Annotated in this window: 11 protein-coding genes and 4 tRNA genes; 3 read left to right on the top strand and 12 right to left on the bottom strand. The window is 43.7% G+C overall.

All coding sequences use genetic code 11. The features are described from left to right. Positions 1 to 74: 74 nt before the first annotated feature. From MUS1_RS03440 to MUS1_RS03420, 5 genes are all read right to left on the bottom strand, one after another. Positions 75 to 150: transfer RNA gene (locus MUS1_RS03440), tRNA-Lys, on the bottom strand. 27 nt (positions 151 to 177) lie between these two features. Further along, positions 178 to 254, bottom strand: a tRNA-Pro gene (locus MUS1_RS03435). A gap of 3 nt (positions 255 to 257) precedes the next feature. Further along, positions 258 to 333, bottom strand: a tRNA-Asn gene (locus MUS1_RS03430). Positions 334 to 375: 42 nt separating this feature from the next. Continuing rightward, a tRNA-Ser gene (locus MUS1_RS03425) sits at positions 376 to 466 on the bottom strand. Positions 467 to 528: 62 nt separating this feature from the next. Further along, positions 529 to 1,593, bottom strand: coding sequence for a polysaccharide deacetylase family protein (locus MUS1_RS03420; RefSeq protein ID WP_036158984.1), 1,065 nt, complete (start codon positions 1,591 to 1,593; stop codon positions 529 to 531). A gap of 194 nt (positions 1,594 to 1,787) precedes the next feature. Here MUS1_RS03420 and nudC point away from each other — a divergent pair, with 194 nt between their 5' ends. Beyond that, the gene (nudC, locus tag MUS1_RS03415) at positions 1,788 to 2,588 is read left to right on the top strand and encodes an NAD(+) diphosphatase (protein ID WP_036158982.1); all 801 of its coding nucleotides are present in this window, start codon (positions 1,788 to 1,790) and stop codon (positions 2,586 to 2,588) included. Between the two features lie 50 nt (positions 2,589 to 2,638). Here nudC and ppnN read toward each other — a convergent pair whose 3' ends face one another. The 3 genes from ppnN to MUS1_RS03400 form a co-directional block, all read right to left on the bottom strand. Further along, positions 2,639 to 4,012 carry a nucleotide 5'-monophosphate nucleosidase PpnN gene (gene ppnN, locus MUS1_RS03410; protein WP_036158980.1) on the bottom strand — a complete coding sequence of 458 codons (1,374 nt, stop codon included), beginning with the start codon at positions 4,010 to 4,012 and terminating at the stop codon, positions 2,639 to 2,641. 83 nt (positions 4,013 to 4,095) lie between these two features. Continuing rightward, a complete protein-coding gene (gene zapE, locus MUS1_RS03405) occupies positions 4,096 to 5,247 on the bottom strand; it encodes a cell division protein ZapE (protein WP_036158978.1) in 1,152 nt (383 codons plus the stop codon). Between the two features lie 116 nt (positions 5,248 to 5,363). Further along, complete coding sequence (locus MUS1_RS03400) at positions 5,364 to 6,029, bottom strand: glutathione S-transferase (RefSeq protein WP_036158976.1); 666 nt, start codon at positions 6,027 to 6,029, stop codon at positions 5,364 to 5,366. A gap of 575 nt (positions 6,030 to 6,604) precedes the next feature. On the opposite strand from MUS1_RS03400, the gene MUS1_RS03395 reads away from it, so the two are divergent. Continuing rightward, positions 6,605 to 8,308 carry a purine-cytosine permease family protein gene (locus MUS1_RS03395; RefSeq protein WP_036158974.1) on the top strand — a complete coding sequence of 568 codons (1,704 nt, stop codon included), beginning with the start codon at positions 6,605 to 6,607 and terminating at the stop codon, positions 8,306 to 8,308. Positions 8,309 to 8,325: 17 nt separating this feature from the next. After that, entirely contained in the window at positions 8,326 to 9,816 is a 1,491-nt protein-coding gene (locus tag MUS1_RS03390; RefSeq protein WP_036158972.1) for a mannitol dehydrogenase family protein, read from the top strand. Positions 9,817 to 10,395: 579 nt separating this feature from the next. On the opposite strand, the gene hutG is transcribed toward MUS1_RS03390, so the two are convergent. From hutG to hutU, 4 genes are read right to left on the bottom strand one after another with little or no spacing between them, the layout of a single operon-like run. Continuing rightward, positions 10,396 to 11,214: an N-formylglutamate deformylase gene (gene hutG / locus MUS1_RS03385; RefSeq protein WP_051436074.1), complete on the bottom strand. Its 819-nt coding sequence runs from the start codon at positions 11,212 to 11,214 to the stop codon at positions 10,396 to 10,398. A gap of 12 nt (positions 11,215 to 11,226) precedes the next feature. Further along, positions 11,227 to 12,444 carry an imidazolonepropionase gene (gene hutI / locus MUS1_RS03380; protein ID WP_036158970.1) on the bottom strand — a complete coding sequence of 406 codons (1,218 nt, stop codon included), beginning with the start codon at positions 12,442 to 12,444 and terminating at the stop codon, positions 11,227 to 11,229. Positions 12,445 to 12,453: 9 nt separating this feature from the next. After that, positions 12,454 to 13,992, bottom strand: coding sequence for a histidine ammonia-lyase (gene hutH, locus MUS1_RS03375; RefSeq protein WP_036158968.1), 1,539 nt, complete (start codon positions 13,990 to 13,992; stop codon positions 12,454 to 12,456). Between the two features lie 53 nt (positions 13,993 to 14,045). Beyond that, complete coding sequence (hutU, locus tag MUS1_RS03370) at positions 14,046 to 15,734, bottom strand: urocanate hydratase (RefSeq protein ID WP_036158966.1); 1,689 nt, start codon at positions 15,732 to 15,734, stop codon at positions 14,046 to 14,048. Between the last annotated feature and the right edge of the window lie 66 nt (positions 15,735 to 15,800).

The raw sequence follows: 15,800 nt of genomic DNA, 5'->3' as shown, positions 1-15,800 counted from the left end.
AGACATAGAGAATTTATAAAACAAGATTTTATTGATAAGAAAGAGAGATAGAAAGAAAGGACGAAACTTAGAAGTGGTGGGCCGTACTGGATTCGAACCAGTGACCAATTGATTAAAAGTCAACTGCTCTACCAACTGAGCTAACGGCCCGCTCAAAACTTACTAATACAAAACTAATGGTCGGAGTAGAGAGATTCGAACTCCCGACATCCTGCTCCCAAAGCAGGCGCGCTACCAGACTGCGCTATACTCCGAAATGGCTCCTCGAACTGGACTCGAACCAGTGACCCAATGATTAACAGTCATTTGCTCTACCAACTGAGCTATCGAGGAACTAATTTTATCTTGTTCGCAACACACTTCCTTAAAGGAAGATGGCGGAGGAGGAGAGATTCGAACTCTCGGTAGGCTATTAACCTACGCCAGTTTTCAAGACTGGTGCATTAAACCGCTCTGCCACCCCTCCGTTGCGAGCGAGGTGTATATTACTGATTTGAAATTTCAGTGCAACATTTTTTTTAAAAAAAGTTAACTTTTTTCACTTATATAGCCTTGTTCGGCTGAAGCACGGATCCAAACGTTGGAATACCAGTAATATTGACGGCCTGAATTATCGGGCATTGTACAGTTAATACGACCACGTCCTGTATTAAATGCCTTGCTTGCCGTAGCAATCACTTCAGAATCAGATACCCAATCCAATGTCGCTTTACCCTGACCAGAGACATAACAAGCCAAATCTTTCAAACGATACTTACCTTGTTTAAAAGTGAGGCGAAGAGAAACAGGTTGATCTGTTGCAAAATCACCGCCAGCTTCTTCAGAGAGTAGCGGCATAGGCTTGGAGTTTAACTTGGTTTTTAAAGCAGAAAGCTTTGCGTAAGCACCTGATGCAGGAAAGCGGGGCAAGTTGGTAAAATCAGAATCAGCACTCACTACACCGGACTGCTGACCAAAGGCTATAATGTCTCGTTCTTTCATGATATTACGAATGGTCTTGTTTGATTCTCCGTATGGGTAGGCAAACATTTTTGGAGAATGACCAAGCTCCTCAACAAGTAATTCTTCAACAGAATCGACTTCGCGTGTCATTCGGGATAACCAAGCCTCGTCAGACTCACCCTCTTCTTTACGCAACATATAAGGATGATTGATAGTATGACTGCCAAAAACCGCACCAGCGACCTCCATCTCCTTCATTTGTGCCCATGTCAAAGCATTACTACGCTTCGCTTCAACAGGCTCACTATTAATGAAAATAGTAAATGGGTAGTCACGCTCAGCGAGAATAGGAAAGGCTCCACTATAAATATCACGGTATGAGTCATCAAAAGTGATAGCCACCGCTTTATCAGGTAAAGCTTCCTTCGCTTTTAATTTATCCAATGCAGTACGTAAATCCACAACTTCAAATCCCGCACTCTGCAAATAATCCATGTGTTCAATAAATTCTGCTTCGGTCAGCGAAGTCGATCTAGGTGTCGTTGAACTCACATGATGATATTGAAGAATAGGTAAATAATCTTGAGCTTGAGCCGCCACACTCGCACTTAATACACCAATCACAATTCCGCAGTGGATCTTAGACAACATACCGTTTCTCCTTTGTTTAATATTTGAGCTCATTCTACTCGACAAACCGAGCCATTGACCAGAAAAGCCACCGCCAATAAGCTGAATCAAGAATAGTAAAACAACCTCAGCTTAAAAATAAATCCAACTGAAATATTGCGTCTAGGAAGTGATCGCGTTAGCGTAATTCTTTTAGACGCAAACAGAGCAACAACATGTTAGACATTGGCACTCAAACGCACCCCCTCCCACATCAAGACGCTCTTTATATCTTATTGCACCGTAGCCAAGTATTAGTTGAACAAGACAATCAATTTTTAACCCCTTTTACTCACTTCCAACCCAACGCCAATATGAACGCGGTATATTGCGGTCAATGGCATGGGCAAGACATCTTTGTTTGTCGCTTCGAATCTGTACCAAAAGGTTTCACAGAAATGGCTCTAAGAGAACTACTGTTCCTACAAGACCAAGACAGCTACCTTCTTCTTAGCCGAGCCCACCAATTATCGACTTGGGACAGAGACCATCAGTTCTGTGGCCGATGTGGCACAGCTATGAGAGAGAAACATACAAAAGAACATACAAAGATCTGCCCGTCTTGCAATCTGAGACATTACCCTCGCATTTCTCCTTGCGTCATTATTTCTATACGCAAAGACAACCAAATATTACTTGCCCGTGGATTACACGCTCCTAAAGGCAAGTTCAGTAATATTGCTGGTTTTGTTGAAGCGGGTGAAACATTGGAGCAGGCTGCTGCCCGGGAAATACGGGAGGAGGTCGGTATAGAAGTTAAAAATATACGCTATGCAAGTAGCCAGCCTTGGTCTTTCCCTCATCAACTCATGGTGGGGTTCTTTGCCGATTACGAAAGTGGTGAAATCACACCAGCACCGGGAGAAATTGACGAAGCTGATTGGTACCCAATTGATAACCTCCCTCACATTCCAAACAGCGTCACGATTTCAGGACAACTTATATTGAGCCATATAGAACACATAAAAAACAACTAACAAAAAAGGCCTCATTCGAGGCCTTTATAATTCATCTGTTTAAATTAGAACTACTCAGTGATGACCTTATAACAAGGTACATATGCCGTACCTGGAAGTTTCATACGCTGTTGATCAACAAAAGCCTGTAACAAGGCATCCAATTTCGCCAGTAAATTCTTATCGCCATGAATTTCAAACGGCCCGAACTCTTTAATATGAGCCACGCCCTGAGTTTTCACATTTCCCGCTACGATAGACGAAAAGGCACGACGCAAGTCCGCTGCTAACAAATGAGTTTCTTGACCAAAGTGAAGATTTAACTCACGCACCTTTTCATGTGTTGGCTCAAATGGATGTTGAAACTCCTCAGGAATATGCAACTTCCAATTATAATAAAAAGCATCTTGGTGTGTTTTACGATACTGACGCACGTCTTCCATACCTTTCTTCATAACACGGGCGACTTCCACTTCGTCTTCTATAATGATGCGGTATTTATTTTGTGCCTCAACTCCAAGAACATCACCAATAAAAGCATGAATTTGTTCGAAGTAATCCGCACTTTCTTTTGGCCCAGTGAACACCAATGGAAACGGTATATCGGCATTTTTAGGGTGTAACAAAATACCCAATATATAAAGAATTTCTTCTGCTGTACCCGCACCACCAGGAAAAACAACAATCCCATGACCAGCGCGAACAAAAGCCTCAAGTCGTTTTTCAATATCAGGCATTATCACTAATTGATTTACAATAGGGTTCGGCGATTCAGCAGCAATAATTCCAGGTTCCGTTAACCCCAGATAAACACCATCTTGAATACGTTGTTTTGCATGAGCAATAGTGGCTCCTTTCATTGGCCCCTTCATTGCACCAGGGCCACAACCTGTACAAATATTTAACTCACGTAACCCCAGCTCATGACCAACTAGTTTGGTATAATCATACTCATAACGTGCGATAGAATGTCCGCCCCAACAAACGATCATGTCAGGGTTTTGAATACGACGGAAGACATCTGCATTACGCAACAACTCAAATACGACATTCGTTAATTTATCTGAGCTTGCGTTTTCTAAACCGCTCGCAAGATTGTATTCATGCTGGGTAAAAATAATATCGCGTAATACACTAAACAACATTTCACGAACACTGCTGATCATCTTACCATCAACAAAAGCACTGCCAGGCGCATTTTTTAATTGGAGCTTAACGCCACGCTCTTGCTGTATAACTTGAATATCAAAGTCTTTAAATTCTTCCGTGGCCGCTTGCGGATCATCGGAATCACTTCCGCAATTCAAAATAGCCAAAGCACAACGATGAAATAAATCATGAAGCTCACCAGACTCTTCCGACAATCGGGAGATTTCATCATGTGACAAGACTTCTAACGCACCTTTGGGTGCAACTAACGCATCAACGCGATCTTCATACTGCATGGATCGCCCTCCTCTCAATTAATTTTATATCTGCTTTACATACTGGTCACGAGCCATCGCTTTATCAAGCTTTATTCGCGAACTTAATTAAAGTCTCTTTTTAACGCACTTTTAAGATGCAGTGTTTGATAATAAAGCGACTTCATTTCAATTAAACGACTGTAAGTACGACGAAACTCAAACAACAGGGAACCATTCAAATAGAGTTGTTCCAAAGGCACATCAGCACTTAACAATAAAAGCACCTGATGATCGTAACACTCATCAACCAAACTGATAAATCGACGCACTGCATCGTCGTTAACACCCAAGGAGACAGCACGCTCTCCTGTTTGACCAGAACCTATTGCACCATCTTCTGTACCTCGAGCCTTAATATGCTCAAAAGGTTCGCTACTTAGTTCTGGAATACCTGTCACCATAATAATGGCGAACCTTTGTGCTAGTTCAATATAATCCAAAGAAGATCGAGGACCATCACACAGAGCGTAAAAATCAAACCATGCGATATTTTGGGCAACCGCCTTGGTATTAATTACTCGACGACAAACCTGAAGCGGTAACGAAGAAACATCACCTGTTGCGATTTGATCAAACAAGGTCTTCATCTTTTGCTCATCTGACACAAAGTAAATGTCTGTCGAGCCTTTATGGCGTAATCGATGGTCTGCTTGACCATCAAGATGAATGCTTTCCAAATTCGCTTGCAACAAAGCAATCGGGGCTTCAAAGCGTTGCTTTTGTAATTGGTTCTGGAACAGATTTTCAACTGCAATATTCGATGTCGCCACCAGCACAACACCCTCTTCAAATAAAGCGTCAGTCAAACCGCCCAATAACATGGCGTCACCAATATCAGATACAAAAAACTCATCAAAGCACAAAACACGGCATTCAGAAGCTAGCCTCTTAGCAATGCCTTTTAATGGATTAACCTGTCCAAACGATAAATTCAATTCTTGATGCAAACGTGCCATGAAATGATGAAAATGCAACCTCAAGCCAATGAATTCTGGTAAGCAGGAAAAGAAAAGATCCATTAAAAACGTCTTACCACGACCCACATCACCCCACATATAAACGCCCTTGATCTCGCCAGACGTTATTACTGTTGATGCTTCAAGTAGTTGCTGATAAACACGATCTAATGCCAGCAAAGCGAGCTGCTGACTTTCATCAAAAATCACCTCTTGTTGATCGAGCTTTCTTTGATATTTTTCTAAGGGAGATGACATAACACTCAATTCAGGCACAAGTTCAATTCAGTAATGATAGAGAAGAAACACAAAGTGACGCCTGTACTTTGAACATAGGATTTTTCAAAGAATAGGCGCAACGATGAGGTTTGAGCTTACAGCGTTGTAAACACACCGCCTTTGCTCAATGCCTTTTGATACGATGGCACGGCCTCTATCTGTTTCAGGAAGCGGCTAATGTTAGGGAAATTCACTAAGTCCATTCGAGTACTTGAAGCTTGTAACGGGAAGCTCATTTGAATGTCTGCTGCGCTTAACTCATCACCAACAAACCAAGTGTGCTTTCCTAAGGTTTCTTCAATAAAACGCATCTGTGGTTCGATTCTCGGTATGATAAATTTCTCTTGAACTTTATCCGTTATCATTTTGGCAATCGGCTTAATAAAAAACGGCATGGGATTGGTTGGGACTTTCATCATGACCAGCTTCATAACAAGAAGCGGCATTAAAGAACCTTCGGCAAAATGCAGCCAATAACGAAAATCCAATAAAGCCTGACCTTCTGTTGGTTTTAAACGTTTTTCCGTGTCGTATCTATCCAATAGGTATTCGATAATCGCACCAGATTCTGCAACAGTAAGTTCACCATCGGTAATAACGGGTGCTTTGCCCAAAGGATGAATCGCTTTTAGTGATTCCGGTCCAGACGCTGTTTCTGGATCGCGTTTATATTCTACTATTTTGTAATCCAGACCAAGCTCTTCTAGCAACCACAAAATACGCTGAGAGCGTGAATTTTCTAAATGATGAACCGTAATCATATCGTTTCCTTAATGCTCAATATTTTATGAAAGCCTAACCCCTTTCGAACTGCCTTCATAGTTACCCTTCATGTACCGATAAGCAAATAAATATCAGCTTCCATCCAATCAATACCATAAAAAAATAACTCCTTCGTTTTTACACATTACTCAACAAACTTTTCCTTAAAACCCCATTTCCCTTTAAAAAAAGTGCAGATATAGTTCTGCGCTATTTGATTCTTTCCATTCATAGCTAATAAAAAAATAACCGTTTATATGCGTTCTTATTCGTTTTTAGAGAACTGATTTCATAATGAACACGACATTTTTCCGTGCATCTGATGCTCGGTCGAACAGCACCTAATATTATGCTGTTCAATGTATATATTTTGGCTTTCATATTATGTGCTGAGCTTCGTACTGTCGTATCTCTTATATTTCATTCCACTCTACTTTTTATAAGCTCGTGTCTACACAAAGATTACTTTGGATCACTTACTCAAAACCAATGCCGACGCTAGAGGCTCTTTTCGAAGTTGCCAGGGATTTATCCCTACCAATTAACCCATGGTAAAAAACAACGAGATAATAAGATGAACTTCAAACAACTAGAGAATGTCAGCGAGGAGCAGCTGCCAATCGCAAAACATAAACGCCATGGATGGAAGCACTTTTTAGGTCTGTACGCTGGCGAACATGTTGCTGCAACGGAATTTGTTATCGGTGCGACCTTTGTTGCATTAGGCGCAAAGACAATGGATATATTACTCGGCCTTTTGATCGGTAATATTCTCGCTATTTTAAGCTGGACGCTGATCACTGCACCGATTGCCACACAAACACGCCTAAGCCTTTATACCTATCTGGATAAAATTGCTGGCAAGTCCATGACCAAGCTCTACAACTGGGCCAACGTGGTGATATTTACCGTCATATCCGCGGCGATGATTACCGTTTCTAGTACCGCTGTTCGGTATGCATTCAATATACCTGCTCAGCTAGACTGGTATCCAACAAATGCCTTGTTTGTCTTAGTTGTTTTAGCGGTCGGTGTCGTGGTGGTGTTTGTTGCCATGTATGGTTTTAAAGCGGTATCTGAATTTTCTGGTATTTGTGGACCTTGGTTGTTTGTGATGTTTGCTTCCGGCGCACTTGTGATGATGCCAGCACTGGCCGATTCCGTTCTTGGCACGACATCACTACACAGCTTCAAAGACTTTATCACCATAGGTGACCAGTCGATTTGGACAGGAATAAACGCTCAAGGCGATCCCGGCATTGGCCTTCTTGAAGTCATTGGTTTCGCTTGGGCTGCGAACACAATCACCCACTTCGGTCTAATCGATATGGCGTTGTTGCGTTACGCGAAGAAGCCAATTTACGGCCTTTCAACCAGCTCGGGCATGCTTTTCGGTCACTTTATTGCTTGGATTTCTGCCGGCATCATGGGTGCAGGTACTGCTGTTTTGGTTAAGAAATCCATCATCGAACTTGATCCAGGCGATGTTGCTTTCCAAGCTCTTGGTCTTTCAGGTTTTGTGATTGTCATCATTGCAGGCTGGACAACAGCAAACGCGAATCTTTACCGCGCTGGCTTGGCCGCACAAGGCATTTTTCACCGTTACTCAAGAAGACAAACAACCCTTGCTGTCGGTGTTGTGACAGTAATTGTGGCGTGTTTCCCATTCGTTTTCAGTAAGATTTTGCCTCTACTAACTTACGCTGGTTTGTTGGTTGTTCCTGTTGGTGCAATCGTCTTTGCTGAACACGTTATCTTCCCAAGAATCGGTTTCAGCCGCTACTGGGTAAGTTATCAAAAATTAACACACAGCACCCCAGCCGTTGCGTCATGGGCCGTTGGCCTGATATTTGGTTTTGGTTTGAACGCACTTGATGTCATTTCATTCTATTACCTCTTTTTACCTACTTGGGTTGTCACCATTGTCGTTTACACACTGCTTGCGAAACGCTACGGCGCCAATAAAAAATACCCTGAAGAAAAAGCAGAAATGGCAGAACACAACAAACTGGTCGAGGCTTTCCACAAACAACAAGCAGAAGAAGCAAAGCCAATAGTAGAAGACGAATCCTTACTTTCCACCGCTTTGAAAATCCTTGCTTGGGCTAGCTTAGCCGTCACTTTAGCATTGGCCTCAATCACCATGTTTAACAGCTCAGACATGGCCGCTTATTTAGAGAACCGTGACACTTTCTACTTTTACGGCTTTATCTGTACCGTCGTCTATTTTGTCGCCGCTTACTGGGTATTACGTCGGAAAAAAGCGCTACAAGCGTAATCAATTATTCGAGAATCATGATGACAACATTCATAGCATTGAATCAAAGTAACCTACCGCACTTGCCTGAATCTTTCGTTCGTCCAACATACGACCGAAGCAAACTCAAAGCAGGAATCGTACACATTGGCGTAGGTGGATTTCACCGATCTCACGAGGCTTATTACACAGATGAGCTTTTAGCAAACACCCAATCAACAGAATGGGGCATTTGCGGCGTTGGCTTACGCGAAGCTGACCGTAAAATCGGTGATGTTCTTAAACAACAAGATTATCTTTATACCTTGATCGTCAAACACCCTGACGGAAAAATAGAAAATCGAGTGATTGGTTCAATCATTGATTTCATGTTAGCAAGTGACGATTCTTCTGCTGTGATTAACAAAATGGCGAACGAAGAAACCAAAATAGTCTCATTGACAATCACAGAAGGTGGCTATCACTTTAACCCTGTAACCAATGAATTCGACTTTGATCATCCTGACGTTCAGCACGATCTAGCAAACCCAACTACACCAAAAATGGTGTTCGGTTACTTGACTGCTGCACTGAAAAAACGTCGTGATGAGGGCTTACCTGCATTCACAATTCAGTCTTGCGATAACATTCAGCATAACGGTGACATGACACGCAGAATGCTATTGGCATTTGCTCGTAAACAGGACCCTGACTTAGCTACGTGGATCGAAGAAGAAGTTCGCTTCCCGAATGCCATGGTAGACCGCATTACGCCAGTCACAACGTCTGCTGATATCGCAATCCTAAAAGACGCCGGTGTTGATGATGCTTGGCCTGTTGTTTGTGAACCCTTTCATCAATGGGTCATTGAAGACACCTTTTCCAATGGTCGCCCAGAATGGGAAAAGGTTGGCGCGCAATTTGTGCCTGATGTGACACCTTATGAAACCATGAAAATCCGCCTTCTAAATGCAGGTCATTCTGTTTTAGGTTTATTAGGCTCTATTCATGGCCACCAAACCATAGATGGCTGTATCGCTGATCCATTGTTTGCCACTTACCTACGCCGCTTTATGGACATAGAAGCTACACCAGTTCTAGCGCCAGTTGAAGGCATTGACTTGGAAGACTACAAAAGCACGCTAATCACACGTTTTGGTAACCCAAATGTGAAAGATAACCTAGCGCGTATTTGTCTAGAAAGTTCAGCAAAACTACCGACCTTCTTAATTCCAACCATTGTCGAAAACCTTAAAAAAGGCGGTAGCGTAAAATACGCTGCTTTGGTTATCGCTGCTTGGTGTTATTACTCAGATAAAGGCACAGACAAAAACGGCGAGGCCCTCGACATTATTGACGCAATGAAAGCCGAATTGCACAACGCGGCAACAGGCACAGCAAACGACAAATTGTCTTTTCTTAAACTCGAAGATATTTTTGGTGAACTGATTAACTCAGAAACATTTACCACTGAATACAGCCGTCAGCTTGATGCCTTATATACGAAACCAGACATTGCTCAACTAATGGGAGCATTGATCGAGGAATAAACCTAGCGGTCAATCATCTTAGTTTAGGTTATTAAAAAGCCCAACGACTCTATTATTGAAAGCTGAATAAACGCTTTTGATGAGAGTTTGTTGGGCTTTTTTAAAGGCCAAAACAGACCTCTAACAACTAATACATTACCCGTTATCTACTTACTCTATTTAACTGCTTTCAACTAACTATCAATAAAATCAATAACCCCCCTCAAGAAATTTCGTAATTGAAGCAATCGCTTAAAAAAACAATGATTCACCATGACAAAAATAACAACAATCAGGAGTTCTAATATGAGCGATCGAAGACGAAAGCTTGTCGAAACTGGTTGATCAGAGATATGCGAAATGGAACGAGCCTTTAGGTATGGAGATTCTGGCAGGTAAGCATTCTCTCCAAGATCTTCCCGCTTACGCGGAAAAGGAAACAACACTACGACATATTCCAATATTTGAGTAACACCGTAGGCGCTGAAAACAATAGTTTAGGCGACAACTACCTTGAAAAACTCCGCTCTATTAAAAGTAGTACATCAGAGGTGAGGATGAGTCCATCCCATTGCTTACGAGGGTTGAATCAAGTGATACCTAAAACCCCACCAAACTCACCGCCTCTACAATATCTTTAAGTTGTTGTTTGATCACTGGCAGTTTCGTGGTATCTAACTGATATTCGCTTTTCGCAGCGAGTTGGTCATTTAAGTAAGTCGCTTGGGAGAGTTCAAGCTGGATGGCGTGGATTTGGTTGTCTGGTTGGCCGTATTGGCGTGTGATGTACCCCCCTTTGAAGCGTCCGTTTACCACTTGTGTGTAATGCGGTTGTATTACTTGAGTAACCACATTAGCAAGGTTTTCATAGCAGGATTTACCTTGATTGGTTCCCCAGTTGAAGTCTGACAAAATGCCATCAAATAACATAGGAACTTGGGCCGCAATGCTGTGAGCATCAAATAAGATAGCGTAGCCGAATTTAGCTTTGAGTCGCGCCAATTCTTGCTCAATCATTGTGTGATAGGGCTTCCATATTTTGTCTTTGCAAAACGCTTTATGTTCGTCGCTTGGCGCTTTGCCTTCGTTAAAAACGGGACTGTCTGCAAAAAGAATGTCTGGAAACAAGCCTGTGGTTTTTGTCGTATACAAAGGCTTGTCGTCGTAAGGTCGGTTCAAGTCGATCACATAACGAGAGTAATTCGCCTTGATGCAACTCACCCCTAATGACTCAAAAAAGTCATACAGCTCTGGAATGAACCAATCTGTATCTGGGAGTTTTTTAGCTTGTTCGGATAAGCCCGCAGCCACTTCTTCTGTCAGGTTCAAACCAGAGTGCGGCATGCTGATCAATAATGGCGAATCGCCTTGAGTAAATTCAAATGCTGGTACAGGTAATACCGAAGACTGATTTATCATACTGTTTTCCTATTATTCCGACCCTAAATAGACACGTTTTTTCACTAGGTTACCGCCTAACCAATAACTGAGTTCTCCTGGACTTTCTACATCCCAACAAACAAAGTCGGCGACTTTGCCCACTTCTAAACTGCCGTGAGTGTCACTCATACCAAGCGCTTTTGCCGCATGAATGGTCGCGCCGGCTAAAGTTTCTTCTGGCGTTAATGCAAACAGAGTACAACCCATATTCATCATTAATCGTAGAGACAAGGCTGGAGACGTTCCCGGATTTGCGTCCGTTGCAATCGCCATTGGTACGCCATATTGGCGTAGTAAATCGATTGGCGGACGCTGGGTTTCTTTCAAAGTGAAAAAGGCTCCCGGTAATAGCACCGCCACCGTGCCAGATTCTGCCATGGCGATCACATCCGCTTCTTCAATGTATTCAATATGATCCGCTGACAACGCTTTAAAGGACGACGCCATGCGTGTGCCACCCAAAGACGAAAGTTGTTCTGCGTGAATTTTAACGGGTAAACCAAGGCTCGCTGCGGTCTTGAAATAACGCGCGACTTGCTCAGTGCTGAACGCGATGCCTTCACAAAACGCATCAACAGCATCAGCCATTCCAAGCGCTGCGATTTTTGGCAACACAGTGTCACACAAGTAATCAATGTAAGCGTCTTTGTCATCGTATTCTGGCGGCATAGAATGCGCGGCTAGACAGGTTCGTTTGATAGTAACAGGTTGTTCATTGCCCAATTCCGTTGCCACGCGCAACATTTTCAATTCACTGTCGAGAGACAAACCATAGCCGGATTTAATTTCAACTGTGGTCACGCCGTCAGCCATTAGGCTTTTCAATCGACGGGTCGCACTCTTGATTAATTCGATTTCGCTCTCTTCTCGTGTGGCTTTCACCGAAGACGCAATACCGCCGCCTTGCTTGGCAATTTCTTGATAGCTCACGCCATTAAGACGTTGCTCAAACTCCCCTGCTCGATTACCACCAAACACTAAATGCGTGTGGCAATCAATTAAACCCGGAGTAATCCAACCACCAGCAAGATGGTGTTCTTGCTGGGCTTGGTATTCCGGAAGGTTTTTAGATTCACTAAGCCAAACAATACGACCACCAGACACACCAATGGCAGCCTTTTCAATTGCGTTGTAACGGCCATCTTTCATGGTCGCGACGTTCGCACCAAGCCATAAGCTGTCGAATTTAAGTGGCGTATGATTTGTCATGGTCGATTTTTATCCTTCAATACTTGGCAATAAACCTGCAGGCATACTGCTGTTATGAGCCGCCTCTAATAAAAGCTCGTTGGCTTTTTCTATGTCCGTCGCGAAGTAACGATCTTTGTCATAAAAAGGAACGCGAGCACGTAGCGTAGCGCGGGCCTCTTCAAGTCGTTGGCTAGATTTCAATGGCGCACGAAAATCCAAACCTTGTACTGCAGACAAAATCTCAACCGCCAAAATACCGCGGGTATTTTCCGCCATGTCTTTTAATCGACGTGCCGCAAAGGTTGCCATAGAAACGTGATCTTCTTGGTTCGCTGACGTTGGTAAACTGTCTACTGACGCTGGATGTGCATAGGATTTGTTTTCACTTGCCAACGCCGCCGCCGTTACTTGCGCAATCATAAAGCCGGAATTTACACCGCCATTGTCCACAAGGAATGGCGGTAATTTACTTAGGTTAGTATCAATTAACAACGCCATACGTCGTTCTGACAAACTACCGATTTCGGCAATCGCCAAAGCTAGGTTATCCGCCGCCATTGCCACAGGCTCTGCGTGGAAGTTACCACCAGAAATGATGTCGCCACTTTCTGCGAATACCAACGGGTTATCAGACACCGAATTTGCTTCAATACACAACACTTTTGATGTGCTGCGAATTTGTTCCAAACACGCGCCCATTACTTGTGGCTGGCAACGTAACGAATAAGGGTCTTGTACTTTTTCACAGTTCTCATGGGACTCGCCCAATTCACTGGTTTCACCTAACAAGTGACGATACGCCGCTGCAGCATCAATTTGTGTTTGATGACCACGAGCTTGATGAATGCGATCATCAAACGGACTACGACTACCCAGTGCCGCTTCCACAGAAAGCGAACCACACACAACAGCGGAAGCAAACAAATCTTCTGCTTCAAACAAACCTTCCAACGCGAATGCTGTAGAAGCTTGCGTTCCGTTCAATAAAGCCAACCCTTCTTTTGGTGCCAAGGTAATCGGTTCAAGACCTGCAATAGACAACGCTGCTAAGCCGGAAATGATTTCACCGCGATAACGCGCTTTGCCTTCGCCCAATAAAATCGTACTCATGTGAGCCAAAGGCGCTAAATCACCTGATGCGCCAACGGAGCCTTTTTTCGGAATGCACGGATACACTTCTTTGTTGATCAGAGTTAACAAGGCTTCCAATACTTTTAAGCGAATGCCAGAGAAACCACGCGCCAAGCTGTTCACTTTCAACGCCATGATAAGCTTAACAGTTTTGTCTTCCATCAACACACCGATGCCTGCCGCATGGGACAAAACAATACTGCGTTGCAACTCTTCTAAATCTTCTGGTGCGATACGCGTGTTCGCCAACAAGCCAAAACCTGTGTTGATACCATACACCGTACGATTTTCTGCAATCACGTCGTTAACCACTTGCGTGCTGGCTTGGATCGCCGGAATCGCACTTGGGTCTAAGCTCAGCTTCACAGAACGTCGGCTGATTTGACGTATCTCGTTTAACGTAAGCTGACCCGGATTTATCATTAATTCAAACATGGTGTACCTCTTACGGCGCGATGAACTGCGCCTTTTATAGAATTTAAAATAGCTTACTCACCAGTAATCATAGGTAGGTTTAAACCCTGCTCTTTCGCACATTCGATCGCACTTTCATAACCGGCATCGGCATGGCGCATAACCCCTGTCGCTGGGTCATTGTGAAGTACACGAGCAATACGTTCTGCCGCATCGTCACTACCATCACACACGATTACCATACCCGAATGCTGAGAGAACCCCATGCCAACGCCGCCGCCGTGGTGCAAAGACACCCATGTTGCACCAGACGCTGTGTTTAATAAGGCGTTCAATAATGGCCAATCCGATACAGCATCAGAACCGTCTTTCATGCCTTCCGTTTCACGGTTTGGACTAGCAACCGAACCTGAATCTAGATGGTCTCGACCAATAACGATAGGCGCAGACACTTCACCACTGCGAACCATTTCATTAAAAGCGATTCCTAGTTTTTCTCGTTGCCCCAAACCCACCCAACAAATTCGAGAAGGTAAGCCTTGGAATTGAATACGTTCACGCGCCATATCTAACCAATGATGAAGGTGAGCATCGTCTGCGATGACTTCTTTCACTTTCGCGTCAGTTTTGTAAATGTCTTCAGGGTCTCCAGACAATGCCGCCCAACGAAATGGACCGATACCACGACAGAACAAAGGACGAATGTACGCAGGCACGAAACCTGGGAAATCAAACGCGTTTTCTATGCCTTCCTCCATCGCCATTTGGCGAATGTTGTTACCGTAGTCAAAGGTTGGAACGCCCATTTTTTGGAAATCCAACATGGCTTGAACATGAACGGCCATGGTTTTCTTCGCCGCTGTTACGATTTCAGTAGGTTGAGTTTGTGACTTCTCACGGTACTCTTCCCAACTCATGCCAGTCGGTAAATAACCATTTAATGGATCATGCGCAGATGTTTGATCGGTGACCATGTCTGGACGAACACCGCGTTTTACCATTTCTGGCAAGATGTCTGCGGCGTTACCACAAAGCGCAATAGATACGGCCTTTCCTTCATCTGTGTATTTTTTGATACGTGCTAACGCATCATCTAAATCGGTTGCTTGCTCATCCACATAACGGGTACGCAGACGGAAGTCGATACGGCTTTGCTGACATTCAATATTTAATGAACAGGCACCCGCCATGGTCGCGGCTAATGGTTGTGCGCCGCCCATCCCACCTAAACCTGCCGTTAATACCCAGCGACCTGTTAAATTGCCATCGTAATGTTGGCGACCTGCTTCAACGAAGGTTTCGTATGTGCCTTGCACTATGCCTTGGCTACCAATGTAGATCCAAGAACCCGCAGTCATTTGGCCGTACATTGCCAAGCCTTTCGCGTCTAACTCGTTGAAGTGTTCCCAGTTTGCCCAATGTGGAACGAGATTTGAATTAGCAATCAATACACGAGGCGCATTGCTGTGTGTTTTAAATACGCCAACTGGTTTGCCAGATTGAACCAATAGCGTTTCGTCTTCTTCAAGCTCTTTTAGAGATTCAACAATTTTGTCGTAGCTTTCCCAATCGCGTGCTGCACGACCAATACCACCGTAAACCACCAGTTCTTCTGGGTTTTCAGCAACATCAGGATCTAGGTTATTCATTAGCATGCGCATTGGCGCTTCTGTGAACCAAGATTTCGCAGATAACTTAGTCCCCGTTGCGGCTCTTACTTCGCCTGCACGAAAACGTTTTTGATCTATCGTTTGCTTTGCCATTTGAATCTCCTAAAGAATAAGGCTTACTTCAATTTTTTTCACACAAAAGCCAAATGTATATACAAC

Origin of the sequence: Marinomonas ushuaiensis DSM 15871, assembly GCF_000521805.1 — a bacterium.
GTDB lineage: Bacteria > Pseudomonadota > Gammaproteobacteria > Pseudomonadales > Marinomonadaceae > Marinomonas > Marinomonas ushuaiensis.
This window is presented reverse-complemented; position numbering and strand designations above follow the sequence as displayed.

Coding starts and splice junctions, on each gene's coding strand:
- hutI (WP_036158970.1), bottom strand. CDS start 12,444: ATGACAAATCATACGCCACTTAAATTCGACAGCTTATGGCTTGGTGCG.
- MUS1_RS03395 (WP_036158974.1), top strand. CDS start 6,605: ATGAACTTCAAACAACTAGAGAATGTCAGCGAGGAGCAGCTGCCAATC.
- ppnN (WP_036158980.1), bottom strand. CDS start 4,012: ATGCAGTATGAAGATCGCGTTGATGCGTTAGTTGCACCCAAAGGTGCG.
- zapE (WP_036158978.1), bottom strand. CDS start 5,247: ATGTCATCTCCCTTAGAAAAATATCAAAGAAAGCTCGATCAACAAGAG.
- MUS1_RS03400 (WP_036158976.1), bottom strand. CDS start 6,029: ATGATTACGGTTCATCATTTAGAAAATTCACGCTCTCAGCGTATTTTG.
- hutH (WP_036158968.1), bottom strand. CDS start 13,992: ATGTTTGAATTAATGATAAATCCGGGTCAGCTTACGTTAAACGAGATA.
- nudC (WP_036158982.1), top strand. CDS start 1,788: ATGTTAGACATTGGCACTCAAACGCACCCCCTCCCACATCAAGACGCT.
- hutG (WP_051436074.1), bottom strand. CDS start 11,214: ATGATAAATCAGTCTTCGGTATTACCTGTACCAGCATTTGAATTTACT.
- hutU (WP_036158966.1), bottom strand. CDS start 15,734: ATGGCAAAGCAAACGATAGATCAAAAACGTTTTCGTGCAGGCGAAGTA.
- MUS1_RS03390 (WP_036158972.1), top strand. CDS start 8,326: ATGATGACAACATTCATAGCATTGAATCAAAGTAACCTACCGCACTTG.
- MUS1_RS03420 (WP_036158984.1), bottom strand. CDS start 1,593: ATGTTGTCTAAGATCCACTGCGGAATTGTGATTGGTGTATTAAGTGCG.